A 17832-nucleotide genomic window follows, 5' to 3' on the forward strand; every position below is an offset into this window, starting at 1 on the left:
GTCAGACCGGACGCTTACGTTCAAACGTCGGACAGCGGGACGAAACGGACCCAGACTGAACCGGCACGCATGGCTGGTTTCGGCGTTTAACGACATTGGCAGCCCGGGCTGGGCCAAAATCAGACGATAGCTGTTGTGCCAATCTTGCGGCACCACCACACCGACCGACCGGGGCACTGCATCGGTTTCAAAGAGATGCCGTTGCATGTCAGCACTGAAGGCGGCCTATTTACTGTTCCGAAACGCAATCGGCGAAGTACTCGATGTTGCCATTAGCGCTCACCTCCTGCACCAGCCCGTGGATATCTGTCTCGAATCCCGGACACTCCTGCGCAAAGGTTCTGTTGAACTTGAGATATTCAACGATCGTCTTGTTAAACACCTCGCCGGGTATCAACAACGGAATGCCGGGAGGATATGGCGTGATAAGGCTGGTGGTGATCCGTCCTTCGAGGTCGTCAATGGGTACGCGTTTTGTAGTGCGCGCAGCGATATGCGAGAACGCGTCCGAGGGTTTCATCGCGGGGGTCAGGTCGCTCAGGTACATTTCGGTTGACAGAATCGCGATGTCGTATTTCGCATAAAGCGAATGCACATGCTGGCACAGATCACGCAGGCCGAAGTTTTCGTAATGTGGCTGCTTGGCGCAGAACTCTGGCATGGAACGCCAAAGCGGCTGGTTCTTGTCGTAGTCGTCCTTGAACTGCTGCAATTCAGTCAGAAGTGAGTTCCATCGCCCCTTGGTGATCCCGATGGTGAACATCACGAAGAAGCTATAAAGCCCGGTCTTTTCAACAACGACGCCGTGTTCTGCCAGGAATTTGGTGACGATCGAGGCGGGGATGCCGCTTGCCTCGAAACGTCCATCCATGTTCAGACCTGGCGTGATAATCGTTGCCTTGATCGGATCAAGCAAGTTGAATCCGCGCGCCATGTCGCCAAAGCCGTGCCAGCTGTCCTTGCCGTCGGCTTCCTGAACGCCTTCGGCGTCAGTCCTGCGCAGCACCCAGTTGTTGGGGTGATCAACGCCTTCGTCCTCCAGTTCGGCCGGGCCCCACACCTCGAACCACCAGTCGTCGGGGCCATACTCTTCGTCCACCTTGCGCATCGCGCGACGGAAATCGAGGGATTCAAGGATGCTTTCCTCGACCAGTGCGCGACCGCCCGGCGGTTCCATCATCGCCGCCGCCACATCGCAACTTGCGATAATGCTGTACTGTGGGCTGGTTGACGTGTGCATCAGGTAGGCTTCGTTGAACAGGTGCCGGTCCAGTTTCGTGCCCTGACTGTTCTGCACCAGCACGTGGCTTGCCTGGGATATCCCGGCCAGCAGTTTATGGATGGATTGCGTTGCATAGGTGACCGAATGTCTTGGCCGGTCGCGGTTGCGGCCCATCGAATGAAAACGGCCATAAAAGGGGTGAAATGCGGCATGCGGCAGCCAGGCTTCGTCGAAATGCAGGTTGTCTACATGGCCATCCAACATTTCCTTGATGGTCTCTGTGTTGTAAAGCACACCATCGTATGTCGATTGCGTCAGGGTGACGATACGCGGTTTGACCGTGTTGGCATCGACATGGCTCAACAGCGGATTGGCCCTGATCTTGTCCCTGATCGCATCGATCTCGAACTCCGCCTTCTGAATGGGTCCGATGATCCCGTAGTGATTGCGTGTCGGCTTGAGAAACACCGGGATGGCCCCGGTCATGATGATGCTGTGCAGGATGGACTTATGACAGTTGCGGTCCACCACGACGACATCACCGGGGGCAACCGCATGGTGCCAGACTATCTTGTTTGAGGTGCTGGTGCCGTTGGTCACGAAAAAGCAGTGATCGGCATTGAAGATTCGCGCCGCATTGCGCTCGGACGCGCCGATTGCGCCGTTGTGCTCCAGGAGCTGACCAAGCTCTTCCACTGAGTTGCAGACATCCGCACGCAGCATGTTTTCGCCGTAGAACTGGTGGTACATCTGGCCGATGGGGCTTTTGAGGAAGGCCACGCCGCCGGAATGCCCCGGGCAATGCCAGGAGAACGACCCGTCCTCGGCATAATCGAGCAGCGCTTTGAAAAACGGTGGCTGGATGCTTTCAAGATAAGTCTTGGCATCCCGGACGATATGGCGAGCCACGAAATCTGGGGTGTCCTCGAACATGTGAATGAAGCCATGCAGCTCGCGCAGGATGTCGTTGGGAAGGTGGCGACTGGTTTTGGTTTCGCCGTAGATGTAAATCGGAACATCCTCGTTTTTCCAGCGGACTTCCTCAATGAATTTCCGCAAGTCGAGGACTGCCGGATCAAGGTCGGGACCGGGTGTGAATTCTTCGTCGTCTATCGACAGAACAAAGGCGCTTGCGCGCGATTGCTGCTGTGCAAACTGCGAAAGGTCGCCATAGCTAGTCGTACCTAGGACCTCGAAACCCTGCTTTTCGATCGCCTCGGCGACGGCGCGGATCCCCAGGCCGGAGGAATTCTCTGACTGGAAGTCCTCGTCGATAATGACGATCGGAAAGCGAAATTTCATATTTAACTCCGGGGGATAACGAAAAACGGTTCACGATGCACCACACTTAGGTGGGCAGGATCGGGATCGAGTCGTCTTCATAGTGAAACGGCTGCGTGAATTTGTCCATTTTGATGGCATTACCGTCAAGGGCTACTTAGACCATCTGGGCGAGCATTGGTATTCACGACCGCTTCCGGCGACCTCCGTCATTCATGCCTCATGCAGCATTTTGCACTTTGGGCTCCAGGCGGACCTTTAAGGCGGCGCAGCATCTCGTGATACCTTGCCTTGGCGACGTCGGCTCAGCCAGGAGATCGTCGCGGCCAAGAGAATGCCGGACCGCAGCCAGACCCGTCACGACTTCTGCCCGGATCGGGTGGCAGCGGATGAATCATACGGCACTGGCCTCTACCTCGCTTGGCTCCTGAAGCGTGAAGTCACACCGCATGTTCCGGTGCTAGACCGCCAACATCAAAACCAAGGGCAAGTACGACCTCGGCCATTTCCAGTACGACCCCACGCGGGACTGCTACACCTGCCTAGAAGGGCACGAAATGCCGCTGCGGCGGGTCAGAGATGATGACCGGATCAAAAGTTACGCGGCTGTATTCCGCTCCGCCTTGTTGAATTTCCATGGGGCAGGCGCAGGAATGTTGCCAGAGTTTCATAAACCTCTGAACGTCTAGTGGTCGCTGATCGACACCAGTGCTCACGTGATGAGGTCAAAGGTAGATACGTGGGTGAACGAAAATCTCACTCCAGCATCTATTCCATTGTACTTATTGCATTTTTTTGATTTTATGGTGCGGCCGAGAAGACTCGAACTTCCACGGGTGTTACCCCACAGCGACCTCAACGCTGCGCGTCTACCAATTCCGCCACGGCCGCACGCCTGGGCTTGGTGTCGCCGGGCTATAGACCAAGGCCCGCAGCTTGTGAAGAGGAAAAGCCGCCGCGCGGGAACGCGCGGTTGACTTGGCCGCTGCCGCGCCCACCTGATTGTATAACCCGTCCGTTTCTTTCCCGAACAGTTCCATAGGGGACGCCATGTCTTCACCGCACGCCCCGTCCCCCGATGTCCCGATCCAAGTCGACATCGTCAGCGATGTCGTCTGCCCCTGGTGCATCGTCGGGTTCAAACAACTGCACCAGGCAATGGCACGCACCGGGCTTTCGGTGGCCCTGCGCTGGCATCCGTTCGAACTGAATCCCGACATGCCACCCGAAGGGCAGAACCTGCGCGCGCATATGATCGGAAAATACAGCATTACCGCGGAACAGAGCGATCAGGCCCGCGACCGGCTGACCGAACTGGGCGCCGAACTGGGCTTTGACTTCAATTTTTCGGACGATATACGCATCCTGAACACCTTTGCCGCGCATCAGCTGCTGGACTGGGCCGACGAACAGCGGCGCCAAACGGCGCTGAAACTGGCGTTGTTCGCTGGCTATTTCACAGAGCACCGCGATGTTTCCGACCCCGAAATCCTGATCGAGATCGCCGTTGCCGTCGGGCTGGACGGCGCAGCCGCCCGCCAGGTTCTGAGCACCGGCAGTCATGCCGCACCAGTGCGCGAGAAACAGCAGTTCTGGCACCGGCGCGGGATAACCGGCGTCCCGGCGATGATTTTTGCCGGCAAGTACCTGCTGACCGGCGCGCAGGGCGTGGATCAATATGCCAGCCTGCTGCAACGCTGTCGCGACGAGGAAGTCTAGGCCCTTTTCCCCGGCTCGCTCAGACGCTAATCAGGCAACATGGTTGAATGGATCACGACTGACGGGCTGACCGATTACGACGAGGCGGTTGCCTTCATGGAGCAGCGTGCTGCGGCGATTGCCGCCGGCACCGCCGAAGAATGCGTCTGGTTGCTGGAACACCCGCCGCTCTATACCGCCGGCACCAGTGCGCGGATCGAGGATCTGACCGACCCCGACCGGTTTCCGGTCTATCCCAGCAAGCGCGGCGGGCAATACACCTATCACGGCCCGGGCCAGCGGGTGGTTTACGTGATGCTCGATGTCGGGCGGCGCGGCCATGACGTGCGCGCCTTTGTGAAACAGCTCGAGTCCTGGGTCATCGCGGCGCTGGCCGAATTCAACGTCACCGGCCATATCCGGGACGGGCGCGTCGGCGTCTGGGTCGAGCGCGACAACAAGCCCCTGACCGCCGCAGGCACCAAAGCCGAGGACAAGATCGCCGCCATCGGCATCCGCCTGCGCAAATGGGTCAGCTTTCACGGCATCTCGATCAATGTCGAACCCGACCTGGACCATTTTGGCGGCATCGTACCCTGCGGCATCACCGAACACGGCGTCACCAGCCTGGTCGATCTGGGCCTGCCGGTGACGATGCACGATCTGGATGTGGCGCTGCGCCGCAGTTTCGAGCAGGTCTTTGGCGCGGTCGAAAGGGCCTGATCCGGGCCGTTCAAATTACGGTGCGCGACACGCAGGCGATTTGATTTTCACGCCCGGTGCGCTTTGATGAGTCACAAAGCCCACCGGAGGACAAATGGCACATGCGACCCAATCCCGGTTCGACCGCTTTCTGGACTGGTTCGGGCACCGGCTGGCGGTAAAACTGCAGCGGCCCAGTTCCGGTTATCAGCCCTATACCCCCTCGGATTTCGATACTCTCAGCCGCACGCTGATCGCCGGCGATATCCTGTTGATCGAGGGCAACGAGCGGATCTCGACCGCGATCAAATACCTGACCCAGTCGACCTGGTCACATGCCGCCATCTTTGTCGGCGATGCCCTGCCCCGACCTCGGGACGGTTCGCCGCGTCCACAACTGGTTGAGGTCAATCTCGGGCAGGGCTGCGTTGCGGTGCCGCTGACGAAATACGAATCCTACAATACCCGCATTTGCCGCGCGGTGGGGCTGAGCCCGTCCGACCGGGACAAGGTGGTGCGTTTCATGATCGACCGGATCGGCCTCAGCTATGATCATCGCCACATCTTTGATCTTTTGCGCTATTTTCTGCCGACGCCGCCGGTCCCGGTGCGCTGGCGGCGGCGGATGCTGGCGGTGGGATCCGGCGATCCAACCCGGGCGATCTGTTCCTCGCTGATCGCCCGGGCCTATCAGTCGATCAACTATCCGATCCTGCCGACGGTGCGGGTGCAGGATGCCAGCGGCGATTTCGCGCGCCGCGAGATCTATCACATCCGGCACCATTCGCTGTTCACGCCGCGCGATTTCGACCTGTCACCGTATTTCGAGGTGATCAAGCCGACGCTCAGCGGCGATTTCGACTATCGCGGCCTGGCCTGGAGCGAACCACCGCAGGTGAGCGACTGACTGGCGCGTGTCTCAGCCATGGCCGATGCGCTGCGGCGCGATACAGGCATGGCGGCTGCATTCCAGTTCCAGCATCGTGTGCCGGATGCCGAACCCCTGTTCCAGCGCCCGCTTGACTTCGGCCTTGATGCGGTCGGCCTGGTCCCAGGCGCCCGGCGCGATCACCAGATGCGCGTCCAGCGCCGGTTCATGCTCTTGCATCGACCACAGGTGCAGATGATGCACGCTGTCGACATCGACGACATCCTCGATGGCGCGCAGCACAGCCTCGACCTGCATTCCGGCCGGGCTGGCCAGCATGAGAATGCGAATGACGCCGCCGATCTCGGATTTTACGTGCCACAAGATATAGCCGGCAATCATCAGCGTCACCGCCGGGTCGACCCAGGTCCAGCCGTTCAGTATCACCAGTGTCCCGGCCACGATCACCGCCACCGACCCCAGCGCGTCGGCGACATTGTGCAGAAAGGCCGCCCGGATGTTCATGCTGGATTTTGACATCGAATAGGTCAGCGCCGCGGTCACCAGGTCCACCGCCAGCGCGATCATCGCGATCCAGACCACCAGCCAGCCGTCGATCGGCTGCGGGTCAAAAAACCGCAGGATACCTTCATAGATCAGGTACAGGGCCAGTACGACCAGCGTGGTGTAATTGACCAGCGCCGCAACAACCTCGGCCCGGCCATACCCGAAACTCATCCGCGCATCGGCGGGACGGCGGGCGATCCTGCGCGCGAAAAACGCGATGATCAGCGCCACCGCGTCCGAGAAATTGTGCAGCGCATCCGCGATCAGCGCCAGCGAGCCCGATAACAGGCCTCCGACGACCTGCGCCAGCGTCAGGCCCATGTTGACGGCCACCGCCCAGGCGACACGGGCATCGCCGGCATCCGGATCTATATGGTGGTGATGGTGGCCCCCGCCCCCATGCGCGTGCTTGTGTTCATGCGGCTGATCATGCGGCATTTTCTCTGTCCTCGCTGGTGCATGACCGCCAGATAATCTCTCTAGCGGCTAGAGGTTCAAGAGGCCCAGGAAAAATTTCCGCTCGTGGCCGGGCCCGCGCGCGCTCGGGATCATCCGTTCCCGCGCAATCGCTGAACCGGACCGGATCAGCCGGCCAGCGCAGCCCGGATCCGCTGGGCATTCGCGGCGATCTCGTCCATGTCCCCCATCTGGCCCGGCGGTCCCATACGCTGTCCCGGATGCCGCGGCAGCACATGGAAATGCAGGTGGAACACCTCTTGCCCGCCATCGGCCTCGTTGAACTGCTGCACCGTGACACCCGTGGCGTCAAAGGCCGGCATCACCGCATTGGCAATCTTTTGCACCGTCGCCATGACGTCGGCCAGTTGCCGGGGGCTGGCATCCAGCACGTTGCGACAGGGCGTTTTCGGGATCACCAGGCAATGCCCCGGCGTACGCGGCATGATGTCCATGAAAACCAGCGTCGCGTCATCCTCGTAGACCCGTGTCGACGGTATTTCGTCGCGCAGGATCTTGGCAAAGATGTTGTCGGGATCGTATTGCATCGCGAAACCTTTCTGCAAACCGTGTCGCGCAAGCTTGTGATCCGCTGGCCCGGTGGCGTCAAGCCCGCCCCGAAATGGCACAAATTCAAGGGTCGCGCGGCAATTTTTCTTGATCCATGTCAAACTCGGCCATTGAAGCGCACCGTCAGCCATTCTAAACCGATATGGAATTCAACGCGCGCCGTATTCCCGGCGCGCGCTCATATGCAACAGGAGGCGCCAAATGGCAGACGCAGCCATTCATGGTCACGAGCACGCGGACGAGCGCAGTTTCTTTACGCGCTGGTTCATGTCCACAAACCACAAGGACATCGGGATACTCTATCTTGTCGTCTCGGCCCTGGTCGGCCTGATCTCGGTCGGGTTCACCGTCTACATGCGGCTGGAACTGATGGACCCCGGCGTTCAGTACATGTGCATGGAAGGCGCGCGGCTGATTGCCGATTCCGCCGGAACCTGTACCCCCAACGGCCATTTGTGGAACGTGTTGGTGACCGCGCACGGCATCCTGATGATGTTCTTTGTGGTCATTCCCGCCCTGTTCGGCGGGTTCGGCAACTATTTCATGCCGCTGCAGATCGGTGCGCCGGACATGGCCTTCCCGCGGATGAACAATCTCAGCTTCTGGCTGTATGTCTTTGGCACCACCCTGGCGGTCTGCTCGGTCCTGACGCCCGGCGGCAACGATCAGTTGGGCTCGGGGGTCGGCTGGGTTCTGTATCCGCCGCTGTCAGTGAACGAAGGCGGCATGTCGATGGATTTCGCCATCTTCGCAGTCCACGTGTCGGGTGCGTCCTCGATCCTGGGTGCGATCAACATGATCACCACCTTCCTGAACATGCGCGCCCCGGGCATGACCCTGTTCAAGGTGCCGCTGTTCTCGTGGTCGATCTTTGTCACCGCCTGGCTGATCCTGCTCAGCCTGCCGGTGCTGGCCGGTGCCATCACCATGCTGCTGATGGACCGCAATTTCGGCTTTACCTTCTTTGATCCGGCCGGCGGCGGCGACCCGATCCTGTACCAGCACATCCTGTGGTTCTTTGGCCATCCGGAAGTGTATATCGTGATCCTGCCGGGCTTTGGCCTGATCAGCCACGTGATTGCCACCTTTGCGCGCAAGCCGGTCTTTGGCTATCTGCCGATGGTCTGGGCGCTGATCGCCATCGGGTTCCTGGGCTTTGTCGTCTGGGCGCACCACATGTACACCGTCGGCATGACTTTGAACCAGCAGGCCTATTTCATGCTGGCGACGATGACCATCGCGGTGCCCACCGGCGTCAAGGTGTTCAGCTGGATCGCCACCATGTGGAGCGGCTCGATCGAGTTCAAGACACCGATGCTCTGGGCGTTCGGCTTCCTGTTCCTGTTCACCATCGGGGGCGTTACCGGAATCGTTCTGTCGCAGGCCGCCGTGGACCGCTATTATCACGACACCTACTATGTCGTGGCGCATTTCCACTATGTCATGAGCCTGGGGGCCGTCTTTACCATCTTTGCCGGGATCTACTTCTACCTGCCAAAGATGTCCGGCCGGATGTATCCCGAGACCCTGGGTAAAATCCACTTCTGGATGATGTTCATCGGCGCCAACCTGACCTTCTTCCCGCAGCACTTTCTGGGCCGTCAGGGCATGCCGCGCCGCTATATCGACTATCCCGAGGCCTTTGCCTATTGGAACTGGTGGTCGAGCCTGGGCGCGTTCCTCTCCTTTGCCTCGTTCCTGCTGTTCTTCGGCATCATCTGGTACACGCTGACGCGTGGTGCCCGGGTGACCGAGAACAACCCTTGGAACGAGTATGCGGACACGCTGGAATGGACCCTGCCCAGCCCGCCGCCGGAACATACGTTCGAAACCCTGCCCAAGCAGGAAGACTGGGACAAGGGCCACGCCCACTAGGCCAGCCAGCCCCATCCCGCGAATTGCAAAAGCCCCGGAGCATTGCTCCGGGGCTTTTGTCTTGCCCGGTTCCGTCGCGGCAGACTGTCCGTCGCCGGCTTGAAGGCGCCCGGAGCTTGATGTTTTCTGGCGTCGCTCCCACAAGCCAAGGTGCTTTCATGTTCGTCGCCCCCTTGCCCGCCCCGAACGGGTCGGACATTTTCCGACCGGCACCGAAGGCAGCGCCGGGAATGCCCGGCAGGACAGGCACCGCGCACCGGCCCGGACTGTCCGTTTCGTGTCCCGAGACGCAGTCGGCACCCGCATCCGATGCCGGGTGCGCCCGGGCATGATGGACCGTGTTCTGGACATTCTGGGCCGCACCGTCTTTCTGCCGTTGCTGGTCGCACAGGGCCTGCAAGTGCGGCGCAAGGCGCTGATCCTGCCCGAAGCCGCTGGCGCCCGCAGCGGCATCACCGGAACCGGCCGGGACCTGCATCTGCTGGTTCTGGGCGATTCCTCAGCCGCCGGGGTCGGGGTGGTTACCCAGGATCACGCGCTGACCGGGCAACTGGTGCGGCGCCTGTCGCCGCAGTTCCGGCTGCACTGGCGCCTGGATGCCCTGACCGGAGCGACGACACGCAGCACGCTCGCCCGGCTGCGCCAGACACCTCCGGTACGCGCAGATGCGGTGGTCCTGGCGCTGGGTGTCAACGACACCACCGGTGCCGTCACTCTGGGCGGCTGGTTGTCGCGGCAGCGCCGGCTGCTGAATCTGCTGCGCCGCGACTATGGCGCCCGCCGCATCTATGTGTCGGCGGTGCCGCCCATCGGGCAGTTTCCGCTGTTACCCCATCCTCTGCGCTGGTTTCTGGGGCGCCACGCATTGCGCCTGGACCGCGGCCTGCAAGAACTGCTGGACCGGCAGCCCGATTGCACCCATATCGCGCTGGACCTGCCCCCGGATGCGACACTGATGGCCGAGGACGGCTTCCATCCCGGCGCCGCTGTATATGACGCCTGGGCCGAATGTCTGGCCGAACATATCCGCCGCGATTTTCTGGCGGCCACGCACGGGCAATCACATTTGACGGCGGGACACTGAAAGGGCGTTCACCCGTTGGGGCCGCGCTGCTAGTATCGCTGTGACGCCATGCCTTACAACTGGATCAAATCCGACCCTGCCCATACCGGCCGCGAACTGCATCTCTGGCCGCACCAGTCACTGCGGCCACGCGGTTATGCGGCGTTCATCCTGGGCACGTTCACCCTGGTTCTGGTGCCGATGCTTCCCCTGCTGGGCAGCGTGGTGCTATGGGGCGTTCTGCCGTTTCTGATGGCCGCAGTCGGCGGCATCTGGTTCGCGCTGTCGCGCAGTCACCGCAACGCGCAGATCCTCGAAGTGCTGACATTGACCAGCGACCACGCCCATCTTCTTCGCCGCAATCCGAACGGTGAATGCCAGGAATGGCAATGCAACCGCTATTGGGCCAGCACGCAGATGCACAAGACCGATGGTCCGGTACCGCATTACGTGACCCTCAAGGGCTGCGGGCGCGAGGTCGAGATTGGTGCGTTTCTGTCCGAGGACGAGCGCATCGCGCTTTATGACGATCTGGTGCGGGCGCTGAACCGCTGAACACCATCTGGCCCGGCGCCCCCGCCCGCGACAGTTCCGTGCATCGCGCACCAGTCGCGACCAGAGACCCCGGGTCGCTGTCAGCCGGAGCAGAGCCGGTCCTTGACCAGCGGACCGACCTTGCCGAAATCCATCTGGCCGGTGTACTTGCCTTTGAGTTCGGCCATCACCTTGCCCATGTCGCGGATCGACTGCGCGCCGGTCTTTTCAACCGCCTTGCGCACCGCGTCCGCGACCTGCTCGTCATCCAGCTGTTTGGGCAGGAAATCCTCGATGATCTCGATCTCCTGCCGTTCCCGCTCGGCCAGGTCCAGCCGCCCGCCCTCTTCGTAAGCGCGGGCACTTTCGTAGCGCTGTTTGGTCATCTTGCTCAGAATCGCAAGAACTTCGGCATCGCTGACGCCACCTTCCTTGCCCTCGCCGCGCGCGGCGATATCCTGATCCTTGATTGCCGCACAGATCAGCCGCAGGGTCGACAACCGGGTTGCCGCCTTGTCCCGCATGGCCTGTTTCAGGGCCGCATTGACCCGAGAACGCATGTCCATGTCTGTCATTCCATCCCCATGGATTCCGAAGCTGAGACACTAACGAATGCGAATGCGTTTAACAACCGGGCGAAGCATCCCGTAACGCATTGATTTTCAAGTATGTAGCAAAAAACCGGGCAGGCTTGACCCGACTGGCCGCTAACCTTAGACATCGGTCAGTTTTGCCCATCAGGAGTCGCGCCATGGCCCATTCGGTCCCATCCAAGCCCACCGCCTGTCTGGCCCTGGCGGATGGCAGCGTATTTTATGGCATCGGCTTTGGCGCCACCGGGCAGACCGTTGCAGAACTGTGTTTCAACACCGCCATGACCGGCTATCAGGAAATCATGACTGATCCGTCCTATGCCGGGCAGATCGTCACCTTTACCTTTCCCCATATCGGCAATGTCGGGGTCAACCCAGACGATGACGAAACCGCCGATCCGGTGGCCTCGGGCATGGTGGTCAAATGGGATCCGACCGTGCCCAGCAACTGGCGTGCCACCGAGGACATCCGGGCATGGCTGCAGCGCCGCGGCCGCATCGCCATCGGCGGCGTCGATACCCGTCGCCTGACCCGGGCGATCCGGCAACAGGGCGCGCCGCATGTCGCGCTGGCCCATGATCCCGAGGGCAATTTCGACCTGGCGGCTCTGGTCGCGGCCGCGCGCGGTTTTGCCGGTCTCGAAGGCATGGACCTGGCCCGCGAAGTTACCTGCGCGCAATCCTATCGCTGGGACGAGATGCGTTGGGCCTGGCCGGCCGGATACAGCCGGCAGGAGGCGGCGAAACACCGCGTCGTCGCGGTGGATTACGGAGCCAAGCGCAACATTCTGCGCTGCCTGGCCAGTGCCGGCTGCGATGTCACCGTTCTGCCGGCCACGGCCACGGCGGCGGAGATCCTGGCGCATGAGCCGGACGGTGTCTTCCTGTCCAATGGTCCCGGCGATCCGGCGGCCACCGGTGAATACGCCGTGCCGATGATCCGCGAGGTTCTGGACCGCACCGACATCCCGGTCTTTGGCATTTGCCTTGGCCATCAGATGCTGGCCCTGGCGCTGGGGGCCCGGACGGTCAAGATGAACCACGGCCATCACGGCGCCAACCATCCGGTCAAGGATCTGGAAACCGGCAAGGTCGAAATCACGTCGATGAACCACGGTTTCGCGGTCGACGGCCAGTCGCTGCCGCAGGGGGTGGTGGAAACCCATCGCTCGCTGTTTGACGGATCGAATTGCGGCATCCGGGTCTCTGACAGGCCGGTCTATTCGGTGCAGTACCATCCCGAGGCCAGCCCCGGCCCGCAGGACAGCTTTTACCTGTTCGAGAGGTTCGCCGCCGCCATGGCCGCTCGCGCTGCGGCCTGAGAACAGCCGCTCTGTTGCCAGATTTCAGAGTGCTGTCGCCCGGCGGCGGTCTGCATCCGATCTGATCGGAGAACGACCGGATTCCGCTCATCTTTACCGGCTGTTAACCTCGTTGTCTCAGGTTGATGCGCAGATTTCACTCTGCGTATTGGACCCCTCGGATGCGCTCTCAGACCTTGCGGCTGCTGACATCCAGCCCGGCCCCATTGCAGCGCAAGACGCCCCGGCTGCCGCTGGGGCGGTGTCTGGTGCGCAAGGGAGTGATCACCTCTGATCAACTGATCCGGGCCTTGCAGTTGCAACTGACTCTGCGCGCCCCGATTGGCGAGATTCTGGTCGCCGAGGGCTGGGCCAGCCGCGATGATATCCAGGCCGCCTTGACCGAACAGCACGGTATCGCCCAGGCCGACATGACGGGCCATCGCCCCGACCCGGCATTGTGCCGACGCATGCCGCACCGGTTCTGGCTGCACCACCGGGTGCTGCCGTGGAAGCGCGTCGGACGGACCGTGCAGATCGCCACGGCCCGGCCCGACCAGTTCGACACGGTGCGCGCGGCCTTGCGCGATACCTTTGCCGATGTGGTGCCGGTGCTGGCCACGGAAACCCAGATCGATCACGCCATCGCCCGGCGCTTTTCAAAGCCGATGGCGCGGGCGGCGGGTTCGCGTGTAGACGCGCGCTTCAGCTGCCGCACATGGCAATCGGGCAGCCGCCTGACCCTGCCCGCCGTCCTGCTGCTTTTGCTGGGCGCATTGGTTCTGGCCCCGGTTTCGGTTCTGGGCGCGCTGAGCCTGGTCGCCATCTTCACTTTGATGATATTTGCGCTGCTCAAGGTCAGTGCCTTTGTGGTGCACCTGACGGGCAATTGCCACCTGACCGCGCCCAGCCGCCGGAACGCAGCCCCGCCGGCCCCGGCGCAATTGCCCAAAGTATCGGTCCTGGTGCCCCTGTTCCACGAACGGGAAATTGCCGGAGCCTTGATCCGAAGGCTGGAAAAACTGACTTATCCCAAGGCGTTGCTGGACGTCATTCTGGTTCTGGAAGAACATGACGAGATCACCCATGCAACCCTGGCCGAAACCGTTCTGCCGGCCTGGATTCGGGTGGTCCAGGTACCTGCCCATGGCGGGTTGACGACCAAGCCACGGGCGATGAACTATGCGCTGGATTTCTGCCGCGGCGACATCATTGGCGTCTGGGACGCCGAAGACGCACCGGTGCAGGACCAGATCGAATATGTCGTGGCCTGTTTCGAACGGGCCGACGAAGACGTGGTCTGCCTGCAGGGGATTCTGGATTACTACAACCCGCGCAGCAACTGGCTGGCGCGCTGTTTCACCATCGAATATTCCAGCTGGTTCCGGGTTGTTCTGCCCGGCATTGCCCGCATGGGGCTGGTGGTGCCGCTGGGCGGCACGACCCTGTTCTTCAGACGCGACAAACTGGTGGAACTGGGCGGATGGGACGCGCATAATGTCACCGAGGATGCCGATCTGGGGGTCCGCCTGTGCCGCGCCGGCTATCGCACCGAGATGATCGACACCGTCACCTACGAAGAGGCGAATTGCCGGATCTGGCCCTGGATCAAACAGCGCTCGCGCTGGCTCAAGGGTTTTATGGTGACCTATCTGGTGCATATGCGCCGCCCCGTGCAGCTGTTTCACGATCTCGGCGCTCGGCGGTTCCTGAGCCTGCAGGCGTTTTTTGTCGGAACGCTGTGCCAGTTTCTGCTGGCGCCGGTGCTTTGGTCGTTCTGGCTGATCGTGCTGGGCTTTCAGCATCCGATCCAGACCCTGGTCTCCAACCAGATGGTCTATGGTGTCGGCGGGCTGTTTCTGGCGGCGGAACTGATGGTCATCTGTATCGGACTGGTCGCCGTCTCGTCACCCGAGCGGCGCTTTCTGATGCGCTGGGTTCCGACCATGATACTGTATTTTCCACTGGCCGCGCTGGCCGCCTACAAGGCGCTGTATGAGCTGGTAATCCGGCCCTATTACTGGGACAAGACCCAGCACGGACATTCCGAATCCGAACTGGCCTCGGAATGAGGCGCAGACGGAAAATGTCGCGGCTTTAACCTGTGCGTTCCCGTGCGGTGGCATCCTGCTGCAGCCGGGTCATGAAGGCCACCGAGATATGATCCTTGAGCGCCTTTTCGGCCATGTCCTCGTCGCGGGCTTCGATCGCGGCCACAATGCCATCATGCTCGCTCTGGGCAATCTCGCCCCGTCCCTGGGCCGCCAGCGACGTTGTCGCCATCAGAGCCATGGTCCGGTGCACCAGATCCAGTTGCTGCACCAGATAGCGGTTATGCGAGGCCAGGTGAATCTGCTTGTGAAACCGTCGGTTCGCCCGCGCCAGCGCCGGCGGATCGCCGACCAGGGAATCATCCGCGGTCACCATCGCCCGCAGCACCGCGATTTCCTCTTCGTTGGCATGGCGCGCCGCCAGCCGGGCCGCCAGCCCCTCGAGTTCGCGCCGGACCACGTAGAGTTCGGCCATCTGGTTGTGATCCAGCGAGGCCACGATCAGCGATCGCCCGTCCCGTTCCAGCAGTGACTGGGTCTCGAGTCGCTGCAAGGCCTCGCGAATGGGCGTTCGCGACACCCCGAACCGATCCGCCAGATCGCTCTCCACCAGGCGATCTCCGGGCTTGTAGACGCCGATATCGATCGCCTCGAGGATCAGGTTATAGGCGTCTGAATGCGGGTGTTTTTGCTGCGACATGAGACAGATACTAACGCGCGGCGGGGGGGCGTGTACAGGCAGACCGGCCGCGTTGCCACCCAAGCCGTTGATAAGTCGCACCGGCAGGCCTAGAAACACAGCATGGTCAAGGACGCGTTTTCCCATGTCACGGTCTGGGTATTCGACCTGGACAACACGCTCTATCCGCCACAGGCCCGCCTGTTCGACCAGATCGAGCGGCGGATGACCCGCTATGTGATGCAGGCGCTGCGCGTCGGGCAGCCCGAAGCGGACCGGTTGCGCCGGCATTACTGGCACACTTACGGCACGACGCTGGCAGGTTTGATGCGGGAACATGATGTCGATCCGGCCCCCTACCTGACCGAAGTGCACGATATTTCGCTGGATCACCTGGATCGGGATGTCGCGCTGCGCCGCCAGATCTCCCGCCTGTCCGGCCGCCGCATCGTCTACACCAATGGCACCGGACCCTATGCCGAACGAGTCCTTGCGGCGCGCGGTCTGGACGGGCTTTTCGACGCGGTCTATGGCGTCGAGCATGCCCGGTTTCTGCCCAAACCCGAACGGGCCGCTTTTGAGGCCATCTTTGATCTGGACGGGGTCGATCCGACCCGCGCCGCGATGTTCGAGGACGACCAGCGCAATCTGGCAGCGCCGCACGCGATGGGCATGCGCACCGTGCATGTCGCGCCGGACCCGAATCCGGCCGCGCATATCCACCACCACACCGACGATCTGGCGGGATTTCTGCAAAACCTGACTTGAAAATGCATGTTGCGACAATCCGCGCATGGGAACCGCACGCAGGTGGTTTATCTCAGCGTCAACACGCGCTGAACAGGAGATTGCCCATGAGCCTTGCAGACCCGCAACACCGCGCTGCCGGGTGGCGCCGGCTGTTTTTTCGCATTCCGGTTATCGGCTGGGTCGCCAAAGACCTGCTGCATGGCGACAAGGACAATGTCTGGTTCGCGCTGATCGCCTTTTTCAGCCTGTGGATGTCGCTTTGGCTGGTCTTCGGCCTGCCCGGCCTGTACTTGCCGGCGCTGGCGATGGTGCCGGTCATGTTTGCCCTGCTGGTCCTGATCTCGCGCGGGTGATTCGCAGCGTCTTGCCGCTTGGCCTTTGGCTGCAACGGACCTAGGGTGTGCCGGCGGCGAAAGGCAAATGCGATGGACGACAGTTGCGACATTCTGATCTCGGGCGGCGGGCCTGCCGGCCTGACTGCGGCTGCGGTGCTTGGTCATGCCGGTTTTCGGGTGATCTGCGTCGATCCGGCACCGCCGATCACCAACGCCGGCGCGTCAGGTTCTGATCTGCGCACCACGGCGATCCTACAGCCGGCGCGCGCCCTGTTGCAGGATTGCGGGCTGTGGCAGCGGCTGGAACCGCATGCCGCGCCGCTGCAGGTCATGCGGATCGTGGATGCCGGTGGCGATCAGGCTGAACCGCGTGTCACCCGCGAATTCGATGCCGCCGACATTTCCGACCAACCGTTTGGCTGGAACCTGCCCAACTGGCTGTTGCGGCGCGAGATGGTGGCGCTGCTGCAGGACATTCCCAATGTCGATTTTCGACCCGGCACCGGCACCACGACGCTGTTCACCCGACAGGCCGAGGCCCGCGTCGGCCTGAGCGATGGCGGCCGTGTCCGCACCCGGCTGGTGGTTGCCGCCGACGGGCGCAACTCGCCGATGCGCCAGGCCGCCGGCATCGGCGTGCACACCACGCGCTATGGCCAAAAGGCTCTGGCCTTTGCGGTCACCCACCCGGAACCGCATGCCAACGTGTCGACCGAAATCCACCGCAGCGGCGGCCCCTTCACGCTGGTGCCCCTGCCGGACCACCAGGGATCGCCTTCGTCCGCCGTGGTCTGGATGGAGCGCGGCCCGAAAGCGGCGAGTCTGATGCAAATGGACGAACCGGCCTTCGAAGCGGCGATGACCGAACGCTCCTGCGGGCTGTTCGGTCCGCTGAAACTGGCCTCGCGGCGCAGCCTCTGGCCAATCATCACCCAACAGGCCGAGCGGATGTCGGGCGAGCGCATCGCCCTGATGGCCGAGGCGGCCCATGTGGTGCCGCCGATCGGCGCGCAGGGGTTGAACATGTCGCTGGCCGACCTGCGCGCATTGCTGGATCTGGCGCAGGCCCGACCCCAGGGACTGGGTGATGCCGAGATGCTGGAGAGCTATCACCAGGCGCGGATCAAGGATGTCAAACTGCGGGTGCAGGGCATCGATCTGCTGAACCGGGCCTCGATGGTCGCGGCCCGACCGCTGCGCGACGCCCGCGCCCTGGGACTGAGCGCGCTCTATTCCCTGGCGCCCGTGCGCCGCAGCCTGATGCAGATGGGGCTGGGCGTGCGCTGA

The 17832-nt window shown here is 62.1% G+C and carries 16 protein-coding genes and 1 tRNA gene; 11 read left to right on the forward strand and 6 right to left on the reverse strand.

Annotation, left to right across the window (positions count from 1 at the left end; all coding sequences use genetic code 11):
* Positions 1 to 229 precede the first annotated feature (229 nt).
* The gene (locus ACFMPD_RS13695; protein WP_380995390.1) at positions 230 to 2524 is read right to left on the reverse strand and encodes an Orn/Lys/Arg family decarboxylase; all 2295 of its coding nucleotides are present in this window, start codon (positions 2522 to 2524) and stop codon (positions 230 to 232) included.
* A 783-nt stretch (positions 2525 to 3307) separates the two neighbouring features.
* Positions 3308 to 3394 (reverse strand) — tRNA-Leu (locus ACFMPD_RS13700).
* Between the two features lie 159 nt (positions 3395 to 3553).
* Here ACFMPD_RS13700 and ACFMPD_RS13705 point away from each other — a divergent pair.
* From ACFMPD_RS13705 to ACFMPD_RS13715, 3 genes are all read left to right on the forward strand, one after another.
* Positions 3554 to 4222, forward strand: coding sequence for a DsbA family oxidoreductase (locus ACFMPD_RS13705; protein ID WP_380995393.1), 669 nt, complete (start codon positions 3554 to 3556; stop codon positions 4220 to 4222).
* 39 nt (positions 4223 to 4261) lie between these two features.
* Positions 4262 to 4924, forward strand: coding sequence for a lipoyl(octanoyl) transferase LipB (gene lipB / locus ACFMPD_RS13710; protein WP_380995395.1), 663 nt, complete (start codon positions 4262 to 4264; stop codon positions 4922 to 4924).
* 94 nt (positions 4925 to 5018) lie between these two features.
* On the forward strand, positions 5019 to 5810 hold the full coding sequence (locus tag ACFMPD_RS13715; protein WP_380995398.1) for a C40 family peptidase: 792 nt from the start codon (positions 5019 to 5021) through the stop codon (positions 5808 to 5810).
* A gap of 12 nt (positions 5811 to 5822) precedes the next feature.
* On the opposite strand, the gene ACFMPD_RS13720 is transcribed toward ACFMPD_RS13715, so the two are convergent.
* Both ACFMPD_RS13720 and ACFMPD_RS13725 read right to left on the reverse strand, forming a co-directional pair.
* Positions 5823 to 6776 (reverse strand): cation diffusion facilitator family transporter, encoded by a 954-nt coding sequence (locus ACFMPD_RS13720; RefSeq protein ID WP_380995401.1) that lies wholly within the window; start codon positions 6774 to 6776, stop codon positions 5823 to 5825.
* A gap of 146 nt (positions 6777 to 6922) precedes the next feature.
* A complete protein-coding gene (locus tag ACFMPD_RS13725; RefSeq protein ID WP_380995403.1) occupies positions 6923 to 7342 on the reverse strand; it encodes an HIT family protein in 420 nt (139 codons plus the stop codon).
* 223 nt (positions 7343 to 7565) lie between these two features.
* Here ACFMPD_RS13725 and ctaD point away from each other — a divergent pair, with 223 nt between their 5' ends.
* From ctaD to ACFMPD_RS13740, 3 genes are all read left to right on the forward strand, one after another.
* Positions 7566 to 9239 (forward strand): cytochrome c oxidase subunit I, encoded by a 1674-nt coding sequence (ctaD, locus tag ACFMPD_RS13730; RefSeq protein ID WP_380995406.1) that lies wholly within the window; start codon positions 7566 to 7568, stop codon positions 9237 to 9239.
* A 328-nt stretch (positions 9240 to 9567) separates the two neighbouring features.
* Positions 9568 to 10323, forward strand: a complete 756-nt coding sequence (locus tag ACFMPD_RS13735; RefSeq protein WP_380995409.1) for an SGNH/GDSL hydrolase family protein — start codon at positions 9568 to 9570, stop codon at positions 10321 to 10323.
* Between the two features lie 48 nt (positions 10324 to 10371).
* Positions 10372 to 10857 (forward strand): DUF2244 domain-containing protein, encoded by a 486-nt coding sequence (locus ACFMPD_RS13740; protein ID WP_380995411.1) that lies wholly within the window; start codon positions 10372 to 10374, stop codon positions 10855 to 10857.
* Positions 10858 to 10937: 80 nt separating this feature from the next.
* Here ACFMPD_RS13740 and ACFMPD_RS13745 read toward each other — a convergent pair whose 3' ends face one another.
* A complete protein-coding gene (locus tag ACFMPD_RS13745; protein WP_380995413.1) occupies positions 10938 to 11402 on the reverse strand; it encodes a GatB/YqeY domain-containing protein in 465 nt (154 codons plus the stop codon).
* A gap of 185 nt (positions 11403 to 11587) precedes the next feature.
* Here ACFMPD_RS13745 and carA point away from each other — a divergent pair, with 185 nt between their 5' ends.
* Both carA and ACFMPD_RS13755 read left to right on the forward strand, forming a co-directional pair.
* A complete protein-coding gene (gene carA / locus ACFMPD_RS13750; protein WP_380995416.1) occupies positions 11588 to 12751 on the forward strand; it encodes a glutamine-hydrolyzing carbamoyl-phosphate synthase small subunit in 1164 nt (387 codons plus the stop codon).
* A 161-nt stretch (positions 12752 to 12912) separates the two neighbouring features.
* Entirely contained in the window at positions 12913 to 14802 is a 1890-nt protein-coding gene (locus ACFMPD_RS13755) for a glycosyltransferase (RefSeq protein WP_380995419.1), read from the forward strand.
* Between the two features lie 25 nt (positions 14803 to 14827).
* On the opposite strand, the gene ACFMPD_RS13760 is transcribed toward ACFMPD_RS13755, so the two are convergent.
* Positions 14828 to 15481 (reverse strand): GntR family transcriptional regulator, encoded by a 654-nt coding sequence (locus ACFMPD_RS13760; RefSeq protein WP_380995421.1) that lies wholly within the window; start codon positions 15479 to 15481, stop codon positions 14828 to 14830.
* Positions 15482 to 15583: 102 nt separating this feature from the next.
* On the opposite strand from ACFMPD_RS13760, the gene ACFMPD_RS13765 reads away from it, so the two are divergent.
* The 3 genes from ACFMPD_RS13765 to ACFMPD_RS13775 all read left to right on the forward strand — a co-directional run bounded on the left by ACFMPD_RS13765 (position 15584) and on the right by ACFMPD_RS13775 (position 17832).
* On the forward strand, positions 15584 to 16228 hold the full coding sequence (locus ACFMPD_RS13765) for a pyrimidine 5'-nucleotidase (protein WP_380995424.1): 645 nt from the start codon (positions 15584 to 15586) through the stop codon (positions 16226 to 16228).
* 86 nt (positions 16229 to 16314) lie between these two features.
* Positions 16315 to 16563: a hypothetical protein gene (locus ACFMPD_RS13770; RefSeq protein ID WP_380995426.1), complete on the forward strand. Its 249-nt coding sequence runs from the start codon at positions 16315 to 16317 to the stop codon at positions 16561 to 16563.
* A 72-nt stretch (positions 16564 to 16635) separates the two neighbouring features.
* Complete coding sequence (locus ACFMPD_RS13775) at positions 16636 to 17832, forward strand: UbiH/UbiF family hydroxylase (protein ID WP_380995429.1); 1197 nt, start codon at positions 16636 to 16638, stop codon at positions 17830 to 17832.

It is taken from the genome of Sedimentitalea sediminis (assembly GCF_042687825.1).
In the GTDB taxonomy this organism is placed as follows: Bacteria; Pseudomonadota; Alphaproteobacteria; order Rhodobacterales; family Rhodobacteraceae; genus Sedimentitalea.